This window comes from Chryseobacterium sp. CH21, from assembly GCF_004119445.1.
Taxonomy (GTDB): domain Bacteria; phylum Bacteroidota; class Bacteroidia; order Flavobacteriales; family Weeksellaceae; genus Chryseobacterium.
Genome location: NZ_QICI01000050.1, coordinates 186,666 through 207,782, shown reverse-complemented (window position 1 = coordinate 207,782; position 21,117 = coordinate 186,666). Strand labels below are relative to the sequence as shown.

The 21,117-nt window shown below is 36.8% G+C and carries 24 protein-coding genes; 7 read left to right on the top strand and 17 right to left on the bottom strand.

Annotation, left to right across the window (positions count from 1 at the left end):
• The first annotated feature begins 220 nt into the window (after nt 1-220).
• Nucleotides 221-613 (top strand): inner membrane protein YiaA, encoded by a 393-nt coding sequence (gene yiaA / locus BOQ62_RS10870; RefSeq protein ID WP_034699887.1) that lies wholly within the window; start codon nt 221-223, stop codon nt 611-613.
• A 182-nt stretch (nt 614-795) separates the two neighbouring features.
• Complete coding sequence (locus BOQ62_RS10865; RefSeq protein ID WP_129039399.1) at nt 796-2,355, top strand: BspA family leucine-rich repeat surface protein; 1,560 nt, start codon at nt 796-798, stop codon at nt 2,353-2,355.
• A gap of 53 nt (nt 2,356-2,408) precedes the next feature.
• Here the strand turns inward: BOQ62_RS10865 and purE are convergent, their stop codons facing one another.
• Both purE and BOQ62_RS22475 read right to left on the bottom strand, forming a co-directional pair.
• The gene (gene purE / locus BOQ62_RS10860) at nt 2,409-2,912 is read right to left on the bottom strand and encodes a 5-(carboxyamino)imidazole ribonucleotide mutase (RefSeq protein WP_129039397.1); all 504 of its coding nucleotides are present in this window, start codon (nt 2,910-2,912) and stop codon (nt 2,409-2,411) included.
• 11 nt (nt 2,913-2,923) lie between these two features.
• The gene (locus tag BOQ62_RS22475) at nt 2,924-3,073 is read right to left on the bottom strand and encodes a hypothetical protein (RefSeq protein WP_164976725.1); all 150 of its coding nucleotides are present in this window, start codon (nt 3,071-3,073) and stop codon (nt 2,924-2,926) included.
• A gap of 75 nt (nt 3,074-3,148) precedes the next feature.
• Between BOQ62_RS22475 and BOQ62_RS10855 the strand changes: the two genes are divergently transcribed.
• A complete protein-coding gene (locus tag BOQ62_RS10855; protein ID WP_129039425.1) occupies nt 3,149-4,054 on the top strand; it encodes a DMT family transporter in 906 nt (301 codons plus the stop codon).
• A 241-nt stretch (nt 4,055-4,295) separates the two neighbouring features.
• Here the strand turns inward: BOQ62_RS10855 and BOQ62_RS10850 are convergent, their stop codons facing one another.
• A complete protein-coding gene (locus BOQ62_RS10850) occupies nt 4,296-4,859 on the bottom strand; it encodes an alpha/beta hydrolase (RefSeq protein ID WP_129039395.1) in 564 nt (187 codons plus the stop codon).
• A 33-nt stretch (nt 4,860-4,892) separates the two neighbouring features.
• A complete protein-coding gene (locus BOQ62_RS10845; RefSeq protein WP_129039393.1) occupies nt 4,893-5,225 on the bottom strand; it encodes a hypothetical protein in 333 nt (110 codons plus the stop codon).
• Nucleotides 5,226-5,379: 154 nt separating this feature from the next.
• Between BOQ62_RS10845 and BOQ62_RS10840 the strand changes: the two genes are divergently transcribed.
• Nucleotides 5,380-5,946: a hypothetical protein gene (locus tag BOQ62_RS10840; protein WP_129039391.1), complete on the top strand. Its 567-nt coding sequence runs from the start codon at nt 5,380-5,382 to the stop codon at nt 5,944-5,946.
• Nucleotides 5,947-5,952: 6 nt separating this feature from the next.
• A complete protein-coding gene (locus BOQ62_RS10835; protein WP_129039389.1) occupies nt 5,953-8,076 on the top strand; it encodes a cation:proton antiporter in 2,124 nt (707 codons plus the stop codon).
• 293 nt (nt 8,077-8,369) lie between these two features.
• Here BOQ62_RS10835 and BOQ62_RS10830 read toward each other — a convergent pair whose 3' ends face one another.
• Both BOQ62_RS10830 and BOQ62_RS10825 read right to left on the bottom strand, forming a co-directional pair.
• Nucleotides 8,370-9,482: a 5-(carboxyamino)imidazole ribonucleotide synthase gene (locus BOQ62_RS10830; RefSeq protein ID WP_129039387.1), complete on the bottom strand. Its 1,113-nt coding sequence runs from the start codon at nt 9,480-9,482 to the stop codon at nt 8,370-8,372.
• A 24-nt stretch (nt 9,483-9,506) separates the two neighbouring features.
• Nucleotides 9,507-10,058, bottom strand: coding sequence for a DUF1543 domain-containing protein (locus BOQ62_RS10825; RefSeq protein ID WP_129039423.1), 552 nt, complete (start codon nt 10,056-10,058; stop codon nt 9,507-9,509).
• Nucleotides 10,059-10,154: 96 nt separating this feature from the next.
• On the opposite strand from BOQ62_RS10825, the gene BOQ62_RS10820 reads away from it, so the two are divergent.
• Both BOQ62_RS10820 and BOQ62_RS10815 read left to right on the top strand, forming a co-directional pair.
• Nucleotides 10,155-10,985 carry a sulfite exporter TauE/SafE family protein gene (locus tag BOQ62_RS10820; RefSeq protein WP_129039384.1) on the top strand — a complete coding sequence of 277 codons (831 nt, stop codon included), beginning with the start codon at nt 10,155-10,157 and terminating at the stop codon, nt 10,983-10,985.
• Complete coding sequence (locus tag BOQ62_RS10815) at nt 10,985-11,368, top strand: DUF1634 domain-containing protein (RefSeq protein ID WP_034699869.1); 384 nt, start codon at nt 10,985-10,987, stop codon at nt 11,366-11,368. The genes BOQ62_RS10820 and BOQ62_RS10815 overlap by 1 nt, the downstream gene beginning before the upstream one ends.
• A gap of 7 nt (nt 11,369-11,375) precedes the next feature.
• Here the strand turns inward: BOQ62_RS10815 and BOQ62_RS10810 are convergent, their stop codons facing one another.
• From BOQ62_RS10810 to BOQ62_RS10760, 11 genes are all read right to left on the bottom strand, one after another.
• Nucleotides 11,376-11,753 carry a VOC family protein gene (locus BOQ62_RS10810; protein WP_129039382.1) on the bottom strand — a complete coding sequence of 126 codons (378 nt, stop codon included), beginning with the start codon at nt 11,751-11,753 and terminating at the stop codon, nt 11,376-11,378.
• Between the two features lie 25 nt (nt 11,754-11,778).
• Nucleotides 11,779-12,219 (bottom strand): nuclear transport factor 2 family protein, encoded by a 441-nt coding sequence (locus BOQ62_RS10805; RefSeq protein WP_129039380.1) that lies wholly within the window; start codon nt 12,217-12,219, stop codon nt 11,779-11,781.
• A 224-nt stretch (nt 12,220-12,443) separates the two neighbouring features.
• Complete coding sequence (locus BOQ62_RS10800) at nt 12,444-13,502, bottom strand: diphosphomevalonate/mevalonate 3,5-bisphosphate decarboxylase family protein (RefSeq protein ID WP_129039378.1); 1,059 nt, start codon at nt 13,500-13,502, stop codon at nt 12,444-12,446.
• 122 nt (nt 13,503-13,624) lie between these two features.
• Nucleotides 13,625-15,394: an AMP-dependent synthetase/ligase gene (locus BOQ62_RS10795; protein ID WP_129039376.1), complete on the bottom strand. Its 1,770-nt coding sequence runs from the start codon at nt 15,392-15,394 to the stop codon at nt 13,625-13,627.
• Nucleotides 15,391-16,404: an NAD-dependent epimerase/dehydratase family protein gene (locus BOQ62_RS10790; RefSeq protein WP_129039374.1), complete on the bottom strand. Its 1,014-nt coding sequence runs from the start codon at nt 16,402-16,404 to the stop codon at nt 15,391-15,393. Before BOQ62_RS10790 ends, BOQ62_RS10795 begins: the two co-directional genes overlap by 4 nt.
• A gap of 258 nt (nt 16,405-16,662) precedes the next feature.
• Nucleotides 16,663-17,667: an MvdD family ATP-grasp ribosomal peptide maturase gene (locus tag BOQ62_RS10785; RefSeq protein ID WP_129039372.1), complete on the bottom strand. Its 1,005-nt coding sequence runs from the start codon at nt 17,665-17,667 to the stop codon at nt 16,663-16,665.
• Nucleotides 17,660-18,616 (bottom strand): MvdC family ATP-grasp ribosomal peptide maturase, encoded by a 957-nt coding sequence (locus tag BOQ62_RS10780; protein ID WP_129039370.1) that lies wholly within the window; start codon nt 18,614-18,616, stop codon nt 17,660-17,662. Before BOQ62_RS10780 ends, BOQ62_RS10785 begins: the two co-directional genes overlap by 8 nt.
• 77 nt (nt 18,617-18,693) lie before the next feature.
• Nucleotides 18,694-18,921, bottom strand: a complete 228-nt coding sequence (locus BOQ62_RS10775) for a microviridin/marinostatin family tricyclic proteinase inhibitor (protein ID WP_089690182.1) — start codon at nt 18,919-18,921, stop codon at nt 18,694-18,696.
• A gap of 53 nt (nt 18,922-18,974) precedes the next feature.
• Nucleotides 18,975-19,214, bottom strand: coding sequence for a microviridin/marinostatin family tricyclic proteinase inhibitor (locus tag BOQ62_RS10770; protein ID WP_129039368.1), 240 nt, complete (start codon nt 19,212-19,214; stop codon nt 18,975-18,977).
• 115 nt (nt 19,215-19,329) lie between these two features.
• Nucleotides 19,330-20,109, bottom strand: coding sequence for an alpha/beta fold hydrolase (locus tag BOQ62_RS10765; protein ID WP_129039366.1), 780 nt, complete (start codon nt 20,107-20,109; stop codon nt 19,330-19,332).
• Nucleotides 20,110-20,228: 119 nt separating this feature from the next.
• The gene (locus BOQ62_RS10760) at nt 20,229-20,951 is read right to left on the bottom strand and encodes a pyridoxine 5'-phosphate synthase (protein WP_129039364.1); all 723 of its coding nucleotides are present in this window, start codon (nt 20,949-20,951) and stop codon (nt 20,229-20,231) included.
• Between the last annotated feature and the right edge of the window lie 166 nt (nt 20,952-21,117).

Sequence of the window (21,117 nt, the reverse complement as noted above, 5' to 3'; positions counted from 1 at the left end):
CGGAGTGCGAGTTATAATTTTTTCGAGGTTCATATTGTAATTATTCAATAGGAACGGGCTTTAGCCCATTTATCAAAAAAATAATATTTTCCAAACGGCTTTAGCCAAAACTTAAACCTCATCCATGCACTTATTCAGTATTTTTCCCATATTTTCCCTGTACCGGGGCTGTATTTACAAAAAATGAATATCTTAGCTCCCTTAAATAAAACATTAATCTATGAAAAAACAAAGAGTATCGAATGCATTCGTCGCTGCATCATGGGTAGCTTTGGGAGCTGGAATGATCGGCTTCATTGTGGGGCTTGCAAGAGCTGAAATGCTGCTGAATGAAAAGGGATATTATTTCACTATTCTTCTTTATGGCTTATTTGCCGTTGTTTCTCTACAGAAAGCGGTACGAGACAGGTTAGAAAATATTCAGGTAACAGATATTTATTACGGGATCTGCTGGTTTGCTACATTATCATCTATTGTATTGCTAGCTATTGGACTTTGGAACGCCACCATCCTTCCAAGCGAAAAAGGTTTTTATGCTTTCGCATTTTTGCTCGCTCTGTTTGGAGCCATTGCAGTCCAGAAAAATACACGTGACAATATGCTTCAGGAATAAAGTAAACTCTCCATCTTGGAGAGTTTTTTATTAAACTACAATAAACAATATTCAAAATAACAACGAATAACATTATCAATATTTTAAAATTTAATTATATTTATATCATAAATTAGAGATATAATGAAAAATATTAATAAATCTCTATTTCAATCTTGAAACTAATACCATAAACTATAATCATGATTTTAAAAAAGATCCAAACTCTTATTTTTCTTCTGATAGTAATCATTGTGAATGCCCAGGATGAGTTTATTACCATCTGGAAACCAGCATCCACTGCGATACCTACATTAACCATAGATGCTCCGTATCAGGCTACCCCTCAGCAAATATGGTTTCCCGGAATTGGTGATAATTATGACATTTATTGGGAAGAAGTAGGTTATCCACAGCACAATGGTTCTCTTACCAATGTTACTTCTACCAAACAGGTTCTCATTGATTTTGGTACATCGTTATCAGATGGAACGGATGCTAAATACAGAGTGAAGGTCACTAATGGCAATGGAGTATTCAGACAGATAAAATTTGGGAATCCCCAGTTATTTGCAGCTCCTGAGCAGATCATTCCTATCTGGCAGGTTAACGGAAGTGCAGATAAATTATTAGAAATAGAACAATGGGGTAATATTTCATGGGCTTCCATGAACAATGCCTTCAGCCTGTGCAGACTTATGGGGCTTACGGCAACAGATACTCCAAAACTTAATAATGTGGAAGATGCATCTTTCATGTTTTATGGCACCACCACCTTCACAGGTGCCAGCTCTATGCAAAACTGGGATACTTCGAAAATCAGGAATTTCAGTTTTATGTTTTCGCTTTTGTCTGATATTAACCCATCTTCTTCACTGATAGATCAGTTCAATTCTCCTTATCTTGACAGTTGGAACATGTCTTCTGCAACAGATCTTAGTTATATGTTTGCAAACAGAGCACATTTTAACAAAACCCTCAATAGCTGGGACGTTTCAAAGGTAACGGATATGAGCTGGATGTTCGGCCAGTGTTTAAGTTTCAATCAGCGTCTGGATAACTGGGATACTTCAAATCTTGAGGATATGCATTTTATGTTTCATATGATTCCTGTTTTTAACCAACCCTTAAACTGGAACACTTCAAAAGTTACGAATATGGCTCATGTATTTCACGGCTGTACATCATTTAATCAGTCTTTAGAAAGCTGGGATATGACTAAAGTAACGAAAATAGATCAGATCCTGAATGTGGCCTCAAGCTTTAATCAACCACTGGGAAACTGGAACTTAGCTTCTGTTACTAATGGTGGTGGCGCTCTCACGATGTCAGGCATTAATTGTGAAAATTACAGCAAAACCCTTATGGGATGGGCAGAGAATCCTAACACAGCCAACAACGTTTCATTAGGTCCAGTAACAGGATTAAAATATGCTTCCAATGTTTCAGACAAAAGAGATATTCTGATCAATAAGGGCTGGTCATTAGTAGGTGATACCGTTGGAAGCTGCTTACTGTCTTCATCAGATTTGAAACTCAATAAAAAACTTTCACTTTATCCAAACCCTGCAGTAGATGATATTCACATTGAAGGATTGGCAGATATTAAAAATTATAAAATTTATGATGTCAGCGGAAGACTGGTAAAGGAAGGAAATCCTAACAGAGATATGATCAATGTAAGCTCTTTACCCAAAGGAAATTATATTTTACAGCTTACTATGAAAGAAAAAACAATCTCTTCAAAATTCATTAAGAAATAAAACAAAAAAGCCTCGCTGAAAAGTGAGGCTTCTATTTTGAGTTTAAAAGTAAACTATTTATCAAAATGATTAGGATGCTGGGCTTTGATATCATCTACTGTTCCCAACACTTTGTCTTTTAAAGAATCCTGATATTTCTGAAGTTTTGCTGCTACTTCTTCATTACCACTTCCTAAAATTTTTGCCGCTAAAATCCCTGCATTCAGAGCTCCGTTTAAAGCTACGGTAGCTACCGGAATTCCACCTGGCATCTGAAGAATTGATAAAACAGAATCCCAACCGTCTATAGAATTACTGGACAAAATCGGAACTCCAATTACAGGAAGTGTTGTACAGCTTGCCACCATTCCCGGTAGATGTGCTGCTCCTCCTGCTCCTGCTACAATTACCTTCAAACCTCTTTCGTGAGCTGTCTTTGCATAATCGAACATTCTTTCCGGTGTTCTGTGCGCTGAAACTACAGTTAATTCGTAAGGGATGTCAAGGCTTTTAAGAAAACTTGCAGCCTGTTCCATGATCGGCAGATCACTCTGACTGCCCATAATAATTCCTACCATCTTCAATTTTATTAGATCGTCAAAGATAAAAAATAAAATGCAAAGCTGGAAGTTGGAGGAAGGAAGCTGGAAGTTCTTTTAAATACATCAACCATATAAGTAGCAACCATACCACCTGCAACTATACAATCCTCACCCTTTCCGCCTTCAATCTGTATCATCAAAAATTGAAACAACTGTACCCATCAGAATTATTTTGAAACTTCTACATTTGCTTGTTACACTACTTATTGACGTTGAAAGATTATAAACTTATTTTTGCTGTTCTTACCGTTGCGATTGTGTGGGGAACTACTTTTTTGGCGATTCGTGTCGCTGTGGAAACAATCCCTGCATGGTTTGTAGCTGGAATCCGTCAGTTTTTGGCGTCTATGATTATGCTTGTTGTTCTTCTTTCAAGAAAGGAATTCAAGTGGATTGGCTGGAAGAGTTTGGGATACCAGATTATTTTTGCTTCCCTGATGCTGGTGGTTGCCAATGGGATGACCACTGTGGCTGAAGAAACGGTTTCCAGCAGTTTGGCTTCACTCATCAGCGCCTGCTCCCCTATCCTTGTATTTCTGGGAAGTGTGGCTATAGGACTGCAAAAATTTAGTTTGCGGGCACTCAGCGGTGTTTTGTTGTGCTTTAGCGGAATTCTCTTTATTTTCTGGGATGGACTTAAGGATCTTGCTAATCCTGATTACAGAATGGGTATGATTTTCCTTTTCTGCGCTATCGCAGGATGGGCTTCGGGTACTATTTTCACCAAAAAACTAAATATCCAGAGCGGAAATATAACGTTAAATTTATTCTATCAGTTCCTGTTTGCAGGAGTTGTTCAGGTTATTCTTGCATTTTTGTTTTCTGAAAATTATAACTTCGGAAACTGGACATTTAAAAGTATTTCAGCGATGATATATCTTGCTGTATTTGGTTCTGTAGCTGCTTTTTTCGCTTTCCATTATGCACTGACTAAAATTTCACCGGTACAGGTTTCTATTCTGGCGTACATCAATACCATTATTGCCATATTTCTAGGCTGGCTGATTATGAACGAACAGGTTACTTTTAAATTCATTATTGCAGCAGTGCTTATTATCTGTGGTGTTTTTATTATCAATTACAACCCGGAGATGTTTAAAAGACAAAAGATTGAATGATGATTTTTTATTTTTTAAAACATTAAGATCGTATTAAGGTGTTCAGAATATTAAAATAAGTTTCGCTTTAAGCTTAAAAATCAGAATGATTTACCTTAACTACACTTTATTTCTTAACTCCTCCTTAATGGTTATATGTATTAATTTTTTGATATATTTAATTAGTATGACTATACTTTAAACCATAAAATCTGTGCTCATCTGAGATATCTCTGGGCAAAAAATTAATAATCTAAAAAAATCACTGATCGCTATTATAAACTCCATTTACTTTTAACCATTTCAAAAACAACTCCTTCCATTCTCCGGTATTAGTTCCTTTTTTGCCCATTCCCCAGCCATGGCCTCCTGATTGAAACAAATGCATTTCGGCAGGAATTTTATGGTCTTTCAATGCCTGATACATTAAAATACTATTATTCACAGAAGAAATAGGATCATCTTCAGACTGAGCCAGAAAAGTAATAGGAGTTTGAGCATTCACCCGCTTTTCAACAGACATGTTCATCTGATCATTGCTGTCAAAATCTTTTCCTAATAAAGATTTAAATGAATGGGTAGTATTATTAGGAGGCAGCATCGATACTACCGGATAAATCATTGCTGTAAAATTAGGTTGGGCAGAAATCAAATCAATATCATCCTGTGGCTTATAATAAGCTGTATTAAAAGTGGATGAAATATATCCCGCAAGATGTCCGCCAGCAGAAAATCCGAGTACTCCTATTTTATTAGGATCTATTTTATATTTTCCGGCATCCTTTCTGATAATCCGTAAAGCACGCTGAGCATCCTGAAAAGGCACAGATCTGTTTGCCCAACCTTCTTCAGGAAGTCTTTATTGAAGCTCAAAAGCTGTAATTCCCAGAGATTTCAGCCATTCGCTGGCAGGATATCCTTCTGATCCGGATTCAATGTGGGCATACCCACCGCCACTGATGACAAGAATAGCTATTCCGTTAGGGTTTTGGGGTTGATGAATGATCAATTTTGGAGTAGTGATATGAGTGATTGAACCTTTGGCAGAAACAATACTTTCACCTCCAGGTCCGGGACCATCCGGTATTTTCGTCCAAAGATTAATGGAAGGCAATTGAGCTTGGGTGGAAAAACTGTTTTGAGCTGAAATCAAGCTTCCAAAAAATAAAAAAGAGAAAAAAATAGTTTTCATTCCATTCAATTTTACTATAAAATAATATCAATAATCTTACCTAATCTATCCGGCTGTTTTTTAACTTATTAAATATAATCAAAATCAGATATGCTTCTGTAGGGTTTTGTATTTGTTTCATTTTCCTTATATTGTATACTCCAACCGATACAATATGCTGAAAAACACATTTTTTTTATTTCTGACTGCCTGTTTTCTTTTGGTAAGCTGTGATTACAAAGAGAAAGAGAAGAACCTCACAGACAGGGAGAAACAACTTTTAGACAAAGAGAAACTATTCGCTAAGAAAGAATCCGAGTACCAGTCACTTCTGAAAATGAGGGACAGTATTTTTTCCAAAAAAGATTCTGTAGTAATTGCTGCTGTATGGCCTACGGAAATTTCCGGTCCATGGAATGGTAAAGTAATCTGTACAGAATCTAATTGCAGTGAATATGCAGTAGGTGACCAACGTACTGACATCTGGGAATTCGATAATGATTCTACTCAACCCATTACCAAAATCATCAACAACAATAATCTGGTAAGGCTGTATACAGGCAAGTTTGAAAACAATGAAATCAGACTGTCTTTCAAAACCGATTCTACAGCCAAAAAGAATGTAGAAATGAGCGTTCTTCTTAATGATATTTCGGACAACAAGATCAAAGGAACCAGAACCATCACTTCTGATGGCTGTACCGCCAAGTTCTCTGTTGAATTAGTACGTTCCACAAAATAAACACATATGATTTTACTGAGTATACACAACCTGAGTCTTCCTATAGAAGATCCGGTATTGAAGTTCTTATTGGTACTGGTTATCATTCTGGCAGCACCCCTGCTGCTTAATAAAATTAAAGTTCCGCATCTTTTAGGGCTTATCATTGCCGGAGCTATTATTGGTCCGAACGGATTCAACGTGCTATCCAGAGACAGCAGTATTGTCGTAACGGGAACTACCGGACTGCTTTACATTATGTTCCTAGCAGGTCTTGAAATAGATATGGGAGATTTTAAAAAGAACAAATGGAAAAGTCTCGCCTATGGAGGTTATGCCTTTATATTTCCTTTTATTTTAGGATATTTGGGAGCTTATTACCTTTTAGAATTTTCAGTATTAACTTCCGTTTTATTTGCCAGTCTTTTTTCATCACAAACACTTATCACCTATCCTTTAGTCAGTAAACTGGGAATTGCTAAAAACCAAGCCGTTAACATTACTGTTGGAGGAACCATGATAACGGATATTGCAACATTATTGGTACTTGCTGTAGTGGTTGGGATGGTTCAGGGAGATGTAGGCACCTCATTCTGGGTCAAACTTTCCGTTTCAGTCATTCTCTTTAGCTTGATTGTTTTGCTGCTGTTTCCAATAATCGGGAGATGGTTTTTCAAAAGAGTAGATGACAAGATATCCCAATATATTTTTGTACTGGTCATGATCTATCTGGCAGCTATGCTGGCAGAGCTCGCAGGGATTGAAGCCATAATAGGAGCCTTCTTTGCAGGGTTAGCACTCAACAGGCTGATCCCTCATACCTCATCTCTAATGAATAGAGTGGAATTTGTAGGAAATGCCATATTTATTCCCTTCTTTTTGATCAGTGTGGGAATGCTCATTGATTTTACGATATTCTTCAAGAGTTTTGAAACCTTAAAAGTTGCGGCTATAATGCTGGTAGCTTCTATCGGAGGTAAGTATATTTCTGCCGTGATTACTCAAAAAACATTTAAGTTTACGAAAGAAGAAGGGAGACTTATTTTCGGATTGAGTTCTGCTTCAGCAGCAGCCACTCTGGCAACAGTAATGGTGGGATATAATATTATCCTTTCCGAAACAGAAACAGGGGAGCCTATAAGACTTTTGAATGAGCATGTACTGAACGGAAGTATTCTGCTTATTCTTATATCCTGTACTATTTCTTCCTTTATTTCAATGTCAAGTGCCCAGAAAATTGCAGAAACGGATAATGAAGACACCGTTTCCGGAAACAGTCATGAAGAAGAAAATATTCTATTGGCCATCAACCATGAGGCTACTGTGGAAAGAATGGTGAATCTGGGAATTTTAATTAAAGCTCACACCAACACGGAAGATTTATTTGCTTTAAATGTCATCAATGAAGATAAAAATGAATCTTCAGTAAAAAATGCTGAGAAACTTCTCCATCAGGCAACAGATGCGGCAGCGGCAGCGGATGTTAAATTACAGTCCTTAAAAAGGTATGACAATGATGTCATCAACGGGGTAAATAATGTGATTAAAGAACAGAAAATTACAGACCTTATCATTGGATTGGAAGGTGAAAAAGGATTCTCTCCTTCTTTTGTGTATAATCTTTACAACGGTTATCTTCAGAATGATGATGTGAATGTATTGGTTTATCATGCAGCACAACCTCTTTCCACTATTAAAAAATATGCCGTGATGATTCCCGAAAATGCTCATCAGGAAGCAGGATTCTTCCATGCATTGCTGAGAGTCTGGAATATTGCCAGAAATTCCGGTGCTACAGTTGTTTTTTATGCTCCGGAAAACATCCTTGATATTCTTCAGAAAATCATTAAAAAAGCCAATATAGAAGCTGAATTTATCATCATGAATATCTGGCAGGATGGCGAAAGAACCGCTGCCCAATTGAAAGATGATGAAGCTTTAATTATTCTGATGGCAAAACGAGGGATGAAATCTTATATTCCAAGAATGAGACTGATTCCGGAACTTCTGAACAGAAACCTGAATGATAACAATTATCTTCTCATCTTTCCTTTCTCAGAATACGATAAAAATAGTCCGGAAATACGTTCTGTAGGAAATCATGGGGATTTCGTGGAGATTGGAAATGTGATTCAGAAGATTTTTAAGTAAGAGAAAGCTGGAAGACGGATGATGGTGGTTATCGATGTAAGAATAATCACTTTTTATTAAATCATCAAATCATTCAGTCATCAATAGGATCGGGCTTTAGTCCGATGTGAGGAATACAAATAAAATTGGCTTTGGCTGAAACCTAAAATTAAATTTGGGCTAAAGCCAATTGAATCTATGTTTATTGGTGAACGGGCTAAAGCCCGTTCCTATTGAATTTGATTCAAGGACAACATAAAAGGGAGCTGTTTCTATCTTTAAAAACAGCTCCCCTTATTTATTTTAATCTGATATTACCCAGCAATCACTCTTACCATTCCTTTCACCTGTACCAGCTTTTCCATCAGTTCTTCTCTGGAATCTGCAAGGACGTTGATGTGTCCCATTTTTCTTCCCGGCTTGGTTTCTGTTTTCCCATATAAGTGGATGTAAGTTTCAGGAAGTTGAAGAACATCTTCCATTCCTTCATAGATTACTTTTCCTTCATATCCTTCTGCACCTACCAAATTCAGCATTCCGCTGTAAGTAATGGCATCGGTATCTGCTAAAGGTAAGTTTTTCACCACACGGTACATCTGCTCAAATTGCGAATTCGTATTTCCTTCCTGGCTCTGATGCCCTGAATTGTGAAGCCTTGGAGCCGTTTCATTCACCCATACTTTTCCTTCTTTGTCAAGGAATAACTCGATGGCAAATAATCCCGGAGAATTTACTGCCGCTAAGAATTTTTCTGTAATGGAATCAATCTGGTTCTGAACATCTTCTGTCAAAAGAACCGGACATACATTGAAGTCTAAAAGATTTAGCTTTGGATCAGCCACCATTTCCGTTACCGGGAAAATATTGGTTTCTCCTTTTTCATTTCTTGCTACAATGACAGAAAGTTCTTTCTCAATATCTACCAGACTTTCAATAACAGAAGCCTCTGTCCATAAATGCTGATAGTCTTCTTCTGTTTTGATCACCTGCACTCCTTTTCCATCATATCCTCCTGTATTCATCTTCTGAACAAATGGCAACGGCATGATGATTTTCTCATCACTGTTCCATACCACCTGAAATTCCGGGCTTGGAATATCATGAGCTTTATAAAATTCTTTCTGAAGGATTTTTTGCTGGATTGTTTTAATGATATTGGCATTGGGAACTACTTTTATTCCCTGTTTTTCAAGTTCTGCCAGTGCATCAGCATTTACATGTTCAATCTCAATGGTTACGACATCTTTATCTTTTCCGAAGTTCAAAACTGTTTCGTAGTCATTAAAATTCCCTTGTGTAAAGTACGAGATATTATGACACGGTGCATCAGAAGCCGGATCCAGAGTATAAAACTCATCATCATACTTCAGTGCACTTTGTATCAGCATTCTTCCCAGCTGTCCGCCTCCCAGAATTCCTATTTTCATTTTTTATTTTTATTAGATTTATTCTTATTGAATTTTATCAATTTTTAAATAGCCAAGCCCCATCGGGTTCTCCTGATTTTCTTCCTCTGATTTATGAAGAATAATAGAATATTTTTCTTTCATGTAAGTTGGAAGAATATCACCTACATTGAAAATATCATCAATATCTACTCCATGTTTATCATCAATATGGCTTACAGCGCCTTCAAAACCCATTGTCTGATAAAATTCTGTAGCTCTTGCTCTTTTTACAATCTCTCCCATTGTCTGTCCTACCATTAGGTGCTGCTCATGGAATTCTTCAAAGAAACCAGGTTTGTATCCTCCTAAATTGAGGAAAAACAATTGGTTTTCTGATAATTTTTCACCTTTTTCTGCAATCTCCACCTTGTAACCATCTGCAAATCTTACTTCCTGATAACAATCCAGGTGAATTTTCCCTTCTGCTTCCTTCCAAAATTCTTTCATATCCGGAATCAGATCCTTCAGATTCTCCGCAATTCCGAAGAAAACGTCGTGCTGTTCAATATTTCTTCCTTTAGGGGTAGCCCCAAGAATGACATAAAATAATTTCAATTCATTTTTCATGCATGCAAAATACGTTAAATTTATCTTTTTCAAATGTTTGGCAGACTACGACAATAATTTTATATTTGTAACATTATTTGTAGTATGTCAGAAATCATCATACTCTTCCTTGGCGCAATTTCCGCTGGTCTTTTAGGTTCATTGACGGGTTTAGGAGGAGGAGTTATTATCATTCCTTTATTAACGCTGGGTTTCGGCGTTCCAATGCATTATGCCATCGGTGCTTCACTCATTTCTGTGATCGGAACCTCTTCCGGTGCGGCTGTAGCTTTCGTAAAAGAAGGTTTTACCAACATGAGAATCGGGATGTTTCTCGAAATAGCTACTACTGCAGGAGCTATTATGGGTGCCCTTGTTTCCGGAATGCTTAATCCCAATACAATTGGAATTATTTTCGCCAGTATTCTACTTTTAACGGTTATTTTAAATCTTAAAGGAAAACCGGATCACCAGGAACCTTTAGTAAAAGGAAGTCTGGAAGAGAAACTGAAATTATACGGAACATTTCCTGATAAAGGAGTTTTGAAAAGCTATTCTGCAAGAAATACCGTTCCCGGATTTCTGATGATGATGTTTGCAGGTGCCATGTCTGGTCTTCTGGGGATTGGCTCTGGAGCATTGAAAGTATTGGCAATGGATAATATGATGAAACTGCCTTTCAAAGTATCTACAACTACAAGTAATTTCATGATTGGAGTAACAGCTGTAGCCAGTGCACTGATCTACTTCCAGAGAGGAGAAATTATTCCGGTCATTGTAGCTCCTGTATTGATTGGAGTTGTCATCGGAAGTTTTATTGGTTCAAAAACGCTGATGGTATCAAAGACTAAAAAATTAAAAGTATTTTTTGCCATTGTGATTACCATCCTTTCGATTTATATGATGTATAACGGTATCAACAAAAGCTTCAGATAATGAAAAAGAATTTTACAGATGTAGATCTGAACCGTTCGGTAGGAAACCTTCTGAGACTGGGTGTTATTCTGTCTGTGGCTACATCGCTTATCGGTTTTATCAAGTTATTTTTTGAAGGTTTTAAAATGCCCGAAAAATATACCAGCCTTGTGGTAGGGACTTCTTCTGAAAAAGTATGGGGACATTTCTGGGATTCTCTGTGTAAAGGAGAAGGTACGGCTATTATTCAGCTGGGTATTCTTTTGTTGATCTTCACTCCTTTGATGAGGATTGTTTTCGCTTTAATAGGCTATTTAAAAGAAAAAGACTACGTGTATGTAGTCATTTCTTCTATTGTTTTAGCGATTATGGCAGTGAGTTTCTTTGCAGGCTATGCCCACTAATTTATTTTTACATTTCATAAAACTCTAACGGCAATTGATCAGGATCCTGGGTAAAGAAAAATTCTTTTCCGGTGAATTCGTCTATGCGGATTTCTTCACAGCTCAATCCTTTTGCCAGCAGTTCATTTCTTTTTTCTGAAACATTCTCCACCGAGAAAGCGAGATGTCTTAAACCACATGCTTCCGGACGTGAAGGTCGTTGTGGGGGAGCAGGGAAAGAGAACAACTCAATCACATAATGATCTCCAATCGCCAGATCAAGTTTATAAGATTGTCTTTCTTCACGGTATACTTCACGGATGATATTCAAATCTAAAATTTCTGTATAAAATTTCTTTGAAACAGCATAATCTGAACAGATGATGGCGATATGATGGATTTTCATTTTTTAAAATTTAAACTACTTCTTATTATTGTATTTCTTTACAGTTATCTTTTCTTCTTGTATCAATAATATATTGAATTTTCCATTCATTATTTTGCTTTACCAGTTGAAAACTATTTGCCCCGCAATGAGATAGCTTCCCCTTTAAATAAAAAGAATAAGGAGTAAACACACTTGCCAGGTTTCCATCTGTATAAATACCTCCTATTGTAATTCTTTCCTCCAGATCTCCTTTTGAAAATTTGGAAACAGATGCAACGAAATCCGGTATGCTGTCGCTTTTTACGGCACCATCTTTAGTAATAGTTTGAAGAATGGCATTCTCTGCAAAAGCAGATTTTACCAATTCCGGATCTGCATTTTTCATACCCAGAAATAAATTACGGATAGGTTTTTCAATATCCTGATTCTGCTGCCCAAAACATGCAGTACTAATTAGTAAAAGAATTCCGATGATTTTTTTCATATGATGAATTTAAAAAATAAAAATAGGGAAAATAATGTTTCATCTAAAGTGATTTTTCTTTAAATACGACCACCATATAGAATGACAAGGGTCTTGCATAGAAAACAATCTGAATGACACGAAGAGCTTTTTGCTTACTATAGAAAATTATATTCCTTCATTCATCAGCGCTTCCCTATATAAAAAAAGTGGGCTAAAGCCCACTCCTATTGAATATTATTATTTTAGAATTTCATCACATCCTTCACTACTCCATTTTTCTGGGTATGCTGTAATAATTCAGCTTCAATGAAGGCTTTAATCTGCTCTTCCGAATCATTATTCGGGAATAGAAGGTGAACATTAGCTCCAGCATCCAGGGTAAAGAATAAAGGATGTCCAGTCTCTCTTCTGAAATCCCAGATCTTATTAATGACTTCCAGTGTTCCTGTTTTCATTAGGATAAAGGCAGGATCACTCATCATCATCATAGCGTGTAATGTAAGTGCCTCATGTTCTACCAACTTGATAAAACGTTCCATATCTCCACTTTTCAGAATGTCTTTCATTGGGACGAAGTTTTCCCTTGCTTCCTGAAATCTTCTTTCCGCATACGGATTGGTATTCATCAAACCGTGTCCTACCGTTGAAGAAACGCTTTTTTGGCCTTCATGAATTAACAAAACCCAGTCATTAAAGTTTTTGAAAACCTCATGAATTTCAGCATCCGGATATTGCACCCCGAATACATCTGAACTTCCTTCTACCTCATCCGTTTTCCCCCATACAACAAGTCCATTATATAAGCTTCTACATGCACTTCCGCTTCCCAATCTTGCCAAAAATGAAGCTTTCCTCAAAGATTCTTCTTCAGATGCTTTTTCGGTAAATGAAGCATCCAATGCCATCAGACATTTTGCAATGGCTCCAAATCCTGAAGCAGAACTTGCAATTCCTGAACTGTGTGGAAATGTATTCTCTGTTCGGATTACATATTTCCCTTTTAAAATCCACGGAAGGTATTGCTCTATATTTCTGAAATATTTTTCAATTTTTTCGGCAAATTTCACTTCTTCATTTCCAGCCAGGAAAGTCTGTACTGAAAAGGGAGCATCTGCTGTAAATTCCATTGAAGTATTGGTCTTACAATGGTTTAAAGTATAGCTAATACTAGGGTTAGCAGGAATCTGAGGGTCATATTTCCCCCAATATTTAATCAGGGCAATATTGGACGGACAGCTTTCTGAAACCGTTTGTGTATGAATGGTGAAATTTTCTTTTCCTATAAAATCTTGTGTCGTCATAGTTTAATTTAAGTCATTATTAACCACCCCGTCAAAAATTCTTTGAATTTTCGCCACCCCTCCAAGGGAGGGGAATTTTCACGTCTCCAGTTGTGATTGAGGTGAAAACAGGAGGTCAAATTTTAATACATCTTTTCTATAATATCTGCGTATTTTTTGATCACCACATTTCTTTTGACTTTCAGTGTAGGAGTAATTTCTCCTGTATTGATATCAAATTCTGCCGGCATTAAAGTAAATTTCTTCACTTTTTCATAGTCTGCCAGATGATCCTGTAACTCTTTAATTTTTTCTTTATAAAGATGAATTACTTTTTCATTTTTTACAGCATCTTCCCAATTGGTAAAAGGAATATTATTTTTCTTGATATAATCCTGCAAAAATTCAAAATTCGGAACAATCAGTGCTGAAACAAACTGTCTTCCTTCTGCAATCAGCATAATCTGCTGAATAAAGTTATTGTTAGTCAGAAGGTTTTCGATCTGTTGCGGAGCGATGTATTTTCCATTGGAAGTTTTCATCAGGTCTTTGATTCTGTCTGTAATAATCAAGTTTCCTTTCTCGTCAAACTTTCCTGCATCACCGGTTTTGAACCATCCGTCTTCCGTAAATACTTTCTGGGTTTCTTCAGGTTTATTGTAATATCCTTTCATGATTCCGTTCCCTCTGGCCTGGATCTCATCATTTTCTCCGATACGCATTTCTACTCCCGGAAGCGGTTTTCCACTGGTTCCATGCTCAAAATGAGTTAAAGGGAATAGCGTCAGTGTTGCGGTAGTTTCTGTTAATCCATATCCAACGGTTACGTGAATTCCTACAGATTCAAAGAAGCGGGTAACTTCCGGTGACAATGAAGCTCCACCACAAGGTAAGAACCAAAGTCTGCCACCCATTTTATCTTTAATTTTGCTGAAAACCAACATATCTGCTACAGTTTCTTTGAATTTTAATCCAAAAGGAACTGGCCTTTCATTTCTTCTTAGTTCAGAAGTTTCCCATCCGGTTTTAAGTGCCCAGTCAAATATTTTTTTCTTCAATGATGAACCTTCCTCTGCCTTTTCCAACACTCCGGCATATACTTTCTGGAAAAATCTTGGTACGGCACACATGGCTGTAGGCTTTACTTCTTCCAGTGCTTTGGCTACATTTTTCGGATCTTCCAGGAAATAAACACGGGCACCTCCATAAAGACTCAATAGACTCCAGCTTCTTTCAAAGACATGGCTTAATGGTAAGAATGCCAGTGAAAGTTCTTCTTCAAAGTTTTTAAACTTAAAAAATTCAAAATGAGAGTCGAATGCTTTGATGAAATTTCCGTGGGTAAGTATTACCCCTTTTGGGACTCCGGTCGTTCCGGAAGTATAGATCAATGTTGCTGTATCATCATTTTCTTTCTTACAGATCTCCAGCTTCGGTGAAGCTTTTGCAATAAAATCTTCAAGATAAAAACTGTTGAATTCTTTTTTGATCCACACTGCTTTTTTGGAAACAATAATCGTCTCCAGACTGTTTTCTTCTTTATGTAAAAACTCAAGACAGGCGTCATACTGCATCTGATTTCCTACTAAAACAACTTTAGCTCCGGAATCGTTAATGATATGTTCTGCCTGCTCAGCATTATTGGTTGAATAAATAGGTACTGTAATAGCACCGATAGCCATTGAAGCCAAATCCATGATCATCCATTCAGACGAGTTATCTGAATAAATAGCAACTCTGTCATTCTCCTGAACTCCGGATTCTTTTAAGGCATTGGCCGTTTTAAAAATAATTTCACTGAATTTTTTCCAGCTCAGCTCTTTCCAACCAGCATCTTTCTTTTTAAACCCGATTGCCCCTTTTATAGGATGTTTTTCTACATTTTTAAGGATAATTGCCTCTGCAAGATTCATTTCTTCAGCTTTTTGTCGTTAATATAATTATTCAGGTGAAAGTCTATACTTTCTTTTACGGGAATAAACTGATAGTTCAGCTTTTCTTTGACTTTGTGATTGGAAATGGTGTTGAATGATGAAATGGCCTCAATATTTGATTTGGTGACCATTTTCAGTTTCGGAATCAGCCATCCGAAAAGGATATTGGCTATTCTTCCGATATTTAATACAGATTGTGAAAGAATTCGGGCATCTTTAAGTCCCAGACGAGTTCTGACCTGTTTTGCAAGGTCTGCATATCTGTTATTTTCAGCGACAATAATAAAACGTTCTCCGAAAAGGTTATTTTCCATTAATCCTATGGCAGTATTGGCGACATCTCTCACGTCAACGTAAGCAGAACCTCCCGAAAAGGTAAAGCTATTGTCTTCAAAGGTGGAGAAAAGTTCACCACTGCTTTGGGTCCAGTTTCCGCTTCCTACAATCATTCCGGGATTGATAATTATTGTATTAAGACCTTCTGCAGAAGCTCTCCATACTTCCATTTCGGATAAGTGCTTGGAAATTGCATATGCTGAGTGTTCCAGCTTTGGATTAAAATCAGAATCTTCATCCAATTCTCCTTTTTCATTGAAATTATCAAGAACGGCAACAGAACTTACATGGAGAAATTTTTTAACACCTGATCCTTCACAGGCAAACAAAAGGTTTTCTGTACCTTTGATATTAGTACGGTACATTTCTTTTTCGTCTTTCGGATGAAAGCTCACTTTTGCGGCACAATGATAGACTTCATCTACACCTTCCAGTGCATTTTTCAAAGAATCGAGGTCATCAAAATCTACGTTTACCCATTCAATTTTATTGAAAAAATCGTCAGGATTCTCCGTATAAAAGCTGTATGAATGCTTTACTTCGTTTATATTGCTGCCCGGTCTTTTGGAAGCACGCACATTTTTACCTCTTTTAAGAAGTTCCAGTACAATTATTCTTCCCAGAATTCCGGTAGCACCCGTTACAAAAATCATTAATTATTTTCTTGATTGCTGACTAAAATATAACAATATTTTCTATCCGGCAATTTTCAGGCTTTTGTAAAAATTCACCCGAAAAACTGCTTTTGCAAATTTGCGATTTTTAAAGCATAATTCAGCTTAATTTAACCAATATTATCATTCTGAAAACAACAAACCGGAAAATTTTAACTATAACAGATTATCAAATGTAAAAGTCCTGAAAGAATTGACAACTTTCAGGACTTTTATGCTCAAAAACAGCTCTGTTTCTTAAGCCATTACTTCATTATTTCTTCTTGGCGCTTTATCACAAAGAACGTCTGCAATGCTTTTCGAAATAAGGTTTCCTTCTGTAAGATTATCCAGCCAGAAGAACTCTCCTGCGGCATTGATCTCGATGAAATAATATTCGTCTTCAGGAGAAACAATCATGTCTATGGCTCCGTAATCTACATTGTAAATATCCAGAAGTTCAAGCAATTTTGCTTCTACATCTGCCGGAAGTTCTGTTCTGTTCCATTTATCAATGAGATTAACTCCATCTTTTCTCCAGTCTATTTTGGCATCTTCGGACTGCTGGGAATCTATTTCAAATGCATAGACATCTCTTCCAACAACGGTAATACGAAGTTCTTTTTTCTTTTGAATCATTTGCTGAAACTGCATCGGGCAGTACAGAAGGGAATCAAGCTCTTCCAGTTTATCTTCGTTGACAACATTGGTAAACACTACATTTTCCACACCGTCTTCATAGATGGCAAAACCGGTTTGCATTTTGGCCACTACATTTTGATGTTTCAGAATAAATTTTCTGGCTTCATCCGGATTGTTCGTAAGACAGGTTGCCGGAATGGTCAATCCTAATTTATCTGCAATTTTCAGTTGTTCTTCTTTGCTGTCAAGTCTTCTGTAAACACTTGGTTTTCCTAAAGAATAAGCGTCTACCGATTCAAAAAAACCAAAAAGCGTATTTCGGATCTCACCCATTGCTGCTCCGTAAAACTTGGTCTCCATTTCTTCTTTTAATCCTTTTCCAATATTGTAAGCTCTTCTGTACCAGATGGCTGAAATATCGTCTAAACGATGTTTTGCTTCAGGCGTTTCAAGATAGCTTATCCATTCTCCATCCTGGAAAATAGTGGAAAGTTTATTTTGTAAAGGATATATATCTACATCAAATCGGATAACTTCACAGTTATTTTTTTCAATGTATTCTGTTACTTTTTCAATAGAAAAGTTATCTGCGGTATGGGTAATAATTAAAATTTTATTCATGGAAATTGATTCTTTTGATAAGATTATCGGCAATTCTTTCTGCAATGGGAAATCCCAGTTCTTTCTGTAACATTCCCCACTCTCCCTGTGGATTCACTTCAAGGAAATAATAAGCTCCGTCTCTTCCTTTGATCATATCAATGGCTCCTATATACAATCCCATTTCTGTCATCATGGAAGTAAGATTGGCTTTGATGGAATCCGGAAGTTCATAAACTGACCAGAAATAGCCTTCGCGGGCTACTCTCCAGTCTGCATTTTCACTGTTATTGATTTTTCCTGTGAAAAATTCACCGTCTACATAGACAATTCTCAGCTCATACTTTTTCTCAATATAAGGTTGAAAGATCATCGGGCAGTAGGCAATATCAGAAAGATGTTCTAAGGATTCCTCCTCAATAACGGTAGTGGAAATCATGTTTTCCCCTGACATTGTTTTCGCAGTTACTCCGTGAAGTTTAGCAATAGCTTTTCCCTGACAATATTGATGGAAAAATGTTTTTATTTTTTCTTCATCATTGGAAAAAATGGTTTTGGGGATGGTTAAGTGGTTTCTTTGGGCTGTTTTCAGCTGAAATATCTTGTTTCCATCAATCTTCTTTTCATTTTCATAAGGATTGATCCAGGGAATATCTTCTAAAGCTGTCAGCAGATTGTATCGGAGGCTTCCATATTCTTTCAGGAAAATTCTTTCATAGTCCTGATCTAATTCTTCAGGGGTACTGATTCTCCATGCTTTTCTGTGCCACACTCCTTTGATGGCATCGGAATGGATGGTATTTCCGGACTCGTCGGTTAATTCGAATGAGTCTTCATGAATGCTGATTTTCTGAAGGTGGTTCAGGCGGTCAGAATTCAGTCTGAAATACGGAATATTTTTGGAGGTCAGATAGCCGAAAAACATATCGATATTATAAAAATCCTGTGAATGGGTGATGCAGAGAATCATTTGCCGGTTGTATTAAAAAGGGAAACTTAAACTTTAAGTTTCCCCTATTATTTTAAAAATATTCTACTATTATAGTATTATAGCGGAATAATGATTGTATCATCATCACCATCAGATGGATATTTCAGCGTATGCATCATATCGTCTTTTGGAGAAGTTACAGTATCTACAGCAGGTTTTGTGATCATATCTCTTTCTGGAATTGAGATGATATCCGTACCTCCTTTTACTGTTTCAGGATCCTTAACCTGTTTTTCTAAGAATGACGCGAAAAACGGCTTCTTCTTTGAGTTGTTACTTTTCATAATGTTTTAGTTTTGATTTTGGTTTGATATATAATTTAGCTTACACTATATATTTATTCTACTTCTAAAACATCCTCATCTCCGTCAGAAGGATATTTCATCGTTACATTATCATTATCAGGTGTTGTAACACCGTCTTGAAGAGCGGTTGTTATTTGGTCCTTGATTATTGATGTAATCTGATCTGCAAGTTTGGAAGTAGCAGCTCCTCCTCTTACTGTTTCGGGGTCTTTAACCTGTTTTTCCAAGAATGTCGCGAAAAACGGTTTCTTTTTTGAATTTTTGTTTTCCATAAGTTAATATTTTTATTGTTTTGACAATTCCAAAGTACAAAAATTTCAACTCATGGAGAAATAATATTGATTTTTAATAAAATTTTAACATAATATTGAAAATCAAAGGATAAAATTAATTCAATCCAAGAAACTCCTTAACAACATTTGCAAAATCTACCGGATTTTCAGCCTGTACCCAGTGTCCTGCATTTTTTACCGTTACCACCTTAGCTTTAGGGAACTGTTGCTTGATCCCAAATTCGTCCTGCGGCAGGATATAATTGGATTTCGCTCCTGCAATAAATAAGGTTTCACCATCAAAAACACCAAATTTAATCGCATTGGAAACAAATTCTGTATATTTTTCTGATAATGTTTTAAGATTGAATCTCCAGCCCAGTTTTTTATTATCATCCCAATAGAGGTTCTTCGTCAGAAACTGTATCGTAGATTTTTCAGGAATATATTGGTTCAGGACGGCTTCCACTTCATTTCTTGAAGATACCGTATCGAAATCAACAGTTTCCAGCGCTTTGATAATTCCCTGATGATGTGGTGGATAGGCTTTAGGTGAGATATCTACAACAATCAGTTTTTCAACACGTTCCGGATATTTTATGGCAAACTGCATGACAGCTTTTCCTCCTAAAGAGTGTCCTAAAACATGAGCTTTCCGGATCCCGTAATGATCCATATAGCGAGCGATATCGTCTGCCAGATCATCGTGAGACATGCTATCGGAGTGAAAGCTTCTTCCGTGGTTTCTAAGGTCAATCAGATGCACCGGAAGATATTCTCCCAGATCTTTTCCGAAACTTCCCCAGTTGTCAAGCATTCCAAACAATCCGTGAAATACAAGAAGTGGCGTATTTGTAAGATTTTCGCCGAATATTTTTGAATTTAAAATTTCCATTTTTCTAGAGGTTTGAAGTGAGAAATCAGAAGTTAGATAAATCAAGCATAATCTATTTATGCTATCTTTAATACAATTGAAGTTGGCTAACTTCTAATCTCTAACTTCCAGTTTCTTATTTATTTCCATTTTGCCAGTCTCTTCAAATAAGCCTGTACTGTATTTTCCAGTCCCATATAAAGCGCCTCAGAAACCAAAGCATGCCCGATAGATACTTCCAAAAGATTTGGAATGGTATCTGAAAAGTATTTCAGGTTTTCTAAACTCAGATCATGACCGGCATTGATTCCCAATCCGAAATTGGTAGCTTCAACTGCAGTATCATAATAAGGTTTTATGGCCTGTTCTTTATTGATAAGGTAATTTTTTGCGTAAGCTTCGGTATACAATTCAATTCTGTCTGCACCTGTTTTGGCAGCATATTCTACCAGTTCTGGTAAAGGATCAAGAAAAATGGAAGTACGGATACCTGATTTTTTAAATTCTGCAATGATCTCTGTAAGGAAATCAAGGTGTTTTTTTGTATCCCATCCTGCATTGGAAGTAATAGCGTCATCAGCGTCGGGTACCAGAGTTACCTGCTCCGGCTTCACCTCCAAAACCATATCTATAAAGCTTTGATGTGGGTTTCCTTCAATATTAAACTCAGTCGTAACCAACGGCTTCAGATCATAGACATCTTTTCTTGTGATATGCCTTTCATCAGGTCTTGGATGAATGGTAATCCCCTGTCCTCCGAATTCCTGAATCTTTACAGCAGCTTCTGTAACACTTGGGGTTTCACCTCCTCTTGCATTTCTTAACGTCGCAATTTTATTAATGTTTACGCTTAGTTTTGTCATTGTTATTTTAGATGTTAGATATGAGATGTAAGAAGCTAGAGGCTTGGGACTGGAAGCAGATCCGGACTTAATATTTCTATTGATACTTCTACATTCATGATCATTTAAAAATTTAATTAAAATTTATATGAAAAGGAACTGGAACTTCCAGCTTCCTTCTTATGTC